Source organism: Candidatus Cryptobacteroides sp. (assembly GCF_056207615.1).
Genome location: NZ_JBAEER010000154.1, coordinates 1 through 4,083, shown reverse-complemented (window position 1 = coordinate 4,083; position 4,083 = coordinate 1). Strand labels below are relative to the sequence as shown.

Below are 4,083 nucleotides of genomic sequence, written 5' to 3'. Positions count from 1 at the left end.
CACCATGAAGCGCCCTGGTGGCGGTGGTGGCGGAGAAGATCCTAAGTATGAGTCTTGGATCGGCGACTGGGAGATCCTTCACGGTACTTCACCCAGCAAGAAGGACACCTGGTCCATTTCTGCAAAGGAGAAAGGCGCAAGCTATTCTATCACCGGTATCCAGGGTTACACTGATCTCTCTATCGAGGCAGAGTTCGACAGCAGCACTGGTGGACTCGTAGTCTATGCACAGGAGGAGATCGGCACCAAGACACTCTCAAGCGGCGAGGATGCTCCAGTCGGTTTCTACGGCGCAACTGCAGCCGGCAACTTCTGGACTCCAGGCGCTCAGCCTTATACCATCTTCACTGCAACTCTCAGCGGAAACACCGCAACCCTCACTCCTGCTACCTTGAATACAGAGAGCGGTGAGGTTTCTCCAGACCTTGCAGTATACATCGCAACCGCTTCTGACGGATACAAGCTCCTCAAGGCATTTGCTGATGCTACGAAGATTCCTAACACCCTTACCAAGAAGGGTAGCGGTGGTGGAGACAATCCTGGCGGCGACCAGAATCCTGACGCTGTCCTCGGCAAGTGGATCTGCCCTACTGTCTCTGACTACTGGGGTGAGAATACCTACAAGAACTGGACTATCAATATCGTGAAGTCAGGTAACGGCATCGTGATTGAGGACTTCGACATCGGTTTCGATACTTATGTCGCTGAATACGATCTCAAGTGCGATCCAGCTCCTGCAACCTACGATGCAGCATCCAAGACTCTCACCGTGGCAGCCGGAACAGATACCGGTATCGCGTCAGGTGGTATCCCTGTACAGTGGATCGGTCTTGAGGGCGGCAGCAGCATCGTCGACATCGAGTTCGACGTTGACCCTGCAAAGTACACCATCTCTCTTGCTACCGATATGTTCGGTGCTTACATCAATGATGATGACCCAGGATTCTTCTCATTGTACGAGGCTCCTGTAGTATTCTACAAGGAAGGTCATACTCCTACCTCTTACTCAGTGAAGGGCAGTGCTCCTGAGCATCGTGCAGAGTTCAAGATGCTTTCTTCTTCAAGGAAGATTCCTATGTTCTCTACCATCTATGGCAAGACAAAGATGTCTCCTAAGCGTGCCGTTTCTACCAGCGTCCGCATGAATCCTGTTCAGGCAGAGTCGTCTAACGCTCGTCCTGTGGGAGTCAAGAAGATTCTTAAGACTAAATAATCTTTATACTATATCATTATGAAAAACAAACTCTTTTTGGCTTTAGCTTCTGCAGCCCTTCTTTTCGCGGGTTGTGCTAAGGACCAGGCTCTCTACGACAAGGTCGATGATCTCGACAAGAGAGTGTCTGTCCTCGAGGAGCAGGTTAAGGAACTCAACGAAAGGACCGTTCCTGGCTTGCAGGCTACTGTTGCCGCCATCCAGAATGGCGTGTTCGTATCCAAGGTTGTCAAGACTTCTGAGGGTTATTCTATCTACTTCTCTGACGGTACCACCGCTGTCCTCAAGAATGGCGACAAGGGTGAGGCTGGTGAGGACGCACAGGCTCCTGTAGTATCTGCTAAGGAGGTTGACGGCGTATTCTACTGGACCGTTAACGGCGAAATCATGAAGGATGCCAACGGCAATCCTGTACGCGTATACAGTGCTCTTCCACAGTTCCGCATCAACAACGGTAAGTGGGAGGTTTCTTACGACGAGGGTGCTACCTGGGCCGTCGTAGAGACCATGGGCGAGTCTACCGCAGTTCCAATCTCCATCGTTGACGGTGACACCACCGTTACCTTCTACATCGGCGAGGAGTCATACGTGATCAAGAAGGAACTTCCTTTCTACCTTACCATCAACGTAACCGATCGCAAGGGTGTTGCCGTTCCTCAGGGCGAGGAGTATCTCTATGAGTATACTCTCACCGGTGTTCAGGAAGGCGACGAAGTAGAAGTTGACATCCTCAGCATCACCGCTGGCTGGGAGGCACGCATCGTGAGCCTTCCTCAGGGTGACAGGTCAGGTTGGATCGGTGTGAAGAACCTCGACAACTCAGACGGAAAGGTATTCATCTATGCTTCTAACGGCAAGGGTAAGACCGACATCAAGTCTCTCGTATTCGAGGGTGGTGTATTTGAGGCTGAGATGGACGTACAGACCATCCCTGCAGAGGGTGGCGAGGCCGTCCTCACCATTGTCACCAATATTGACTATGAACTCTGGAAGGATCCTACCGCAAAGTGGCTCACAATCCCTGAGACCAAGGCTGTCCACACTGACGTCGTTACCTTGGTTGCTGAGCCTAACACTACCGGCAACTTCCGTTCAGCAGAGGTTGACATCCTTCTCCAGAACGATACTGAGGCTTACATGATCCTCCAGTACCCTAGCCAGGAAGAGGTTACCAGCATCGCATCTCTCGCGAATGTCGAAAACTATGTATCTGTAACTCTCTACAACGAGCCAGTCGTTGCAGCTTCAGAGTGGAGCGTTGTCGTTTCTGACGGTACCGCAAACCTCTACGTTCCATACGATCACTTCGATATCGGAACTATCCTCAACATTACCGGTTTCAACTCACCTGACGGCTTCACCGTTACCAACGTAACTCCAGTAGGTGAGGGTGGCGAGGTAGTAGAGACTGACTTCAACTACTATGCTTATGGCCAGATCTACAGCAATATCTTCACTGCTATCAACGGTACCCTCGAGGTTGAGGAAGGCGTTTACTGCATCGTGAACGACTACGGCGAGGAAGGTAAGGTTTCTGTAATCATCGAGGCTCCTGTAGAGTCACTCGGTTTCGCAGAGATGACTCCTGGCAACCTCGTGGCTGCTAAGGGTTATATCGTAGGTTACATGGACGGCGAGAACGACGGTGACCAGATCTACATGATGGTTGCTGCTGACGCTAACGAGGCTGTCCTCACCGAGACCGGTGCCATCACTTATAGCAACAAGGGTGGCGACTCATTCCTCTGGGACTATGAGAAGCCTTACATGCAGTACGCTATCTACAACAGCAAGATCTGGGATAGCTTCAGCACCAAGGAGGAGATCGTCCTCTACACTGCAAAGCAGGAGGCTGATGACTATCAGTATGACTTCCTCGATAGCTATAGCTTCATCTTCACTCCAGCAGAGCTTGCTCCGCTCATCCTTTACTCTCCAGGTGAGGTTGTCGAGATGTCAAGCGAGCTCCCTTACGGCGAGTATGTAGTCGTAGCTGTGTCTATGGACGAGTACGGTCGTCTCCAGGGTCCTTACGGATACCTCGAGATGGAGAAGGTTGAGCCTGAGACTCCGACCAACGCATACGAGGACTTCCTCGGCAAGTGGGTTGTAGGTAACGCTACCATGACTGTAGAGCAGGACAAGGCTGGCGAGAGCTACAAGATCAATGGCCTCTTCTCTATGAGCGCAACTTACGGTTCAGCTGAGCTCACCGCTCAGTTCGTTGATGGTAAGCTCATTATAATGGAGCAGCTCCTCGGCAAGTGGGAGAATACCAACTACGGTATGTGCAGCACCTTCTTCACTGGTCTCTTCAAGAGCGGTTCTTCAGTTTATCCTCACTATACCGGTCCTGACGGAAATGCAGACGCTCCTGCACAGGCAGTCATCGCTTACGTAGAGGATGGTAAGCTCACCTTCAACGGTGGTGCTTCTGAGTACGGTTCTAACATGATCGGTTACGCCGTTCGTTGGGTCATCGACGAGGGTGCTAACGCAGGTGCAGGTAACTGGATCTACAACGGTACCAAGTCTTCTAATCTCCCACAGGTATTCACCAAGGCTAAGGAGTCTTCTGAGGGATTCAAGAAGTGGCTCGGCTCATACACCGCTAGCCCAATGAACCTCGGCGACGACGAGGGTATCTCAATGCCTGTAACCCTTACTGAGGGTGTCGCAGATGAGACTGTCTTCATCAACGGCCTCGGTATCGACGGCGTTCCTGCTAAGTATGTTGCAAGCACTGGTAACCTCCAGCTCATCTACAACACTCCTATCTCAGCAAGCGGTACCTACGAGTTCGTAGTTGCTGGTACTACCAACGACGGTTATGTCGCTACCGGTGATGAGAACGGTGTCGTAGCAGAGTT

The 4,083-nt window shown here is 51.5% G+C and carries 2 protein-coding genes; both read left to right on the top strand.

Annotation, left to right across the window (positions count from 1 at the left end; translation table 11 throughout):
- Positions 1-1,213 (top strand): hypothetical protein (locus AC06ND_RS08790; RefSeq protein WP_475678607.1); only part of this gene is annotated, 1,213 nt, incomplete at its 5' end.
- A gap of 18 nt (positions 1,214-1,231) precedes the next feature.
- The coding region (locus AC06ND_RS08785; RefSeq protein ID WP_475678606.1) for a PL29 family lyase N-terminal domain-containing protein at positions 1,232-4,083 on the top strand (2,852 nt) is incomplete at its 3' end.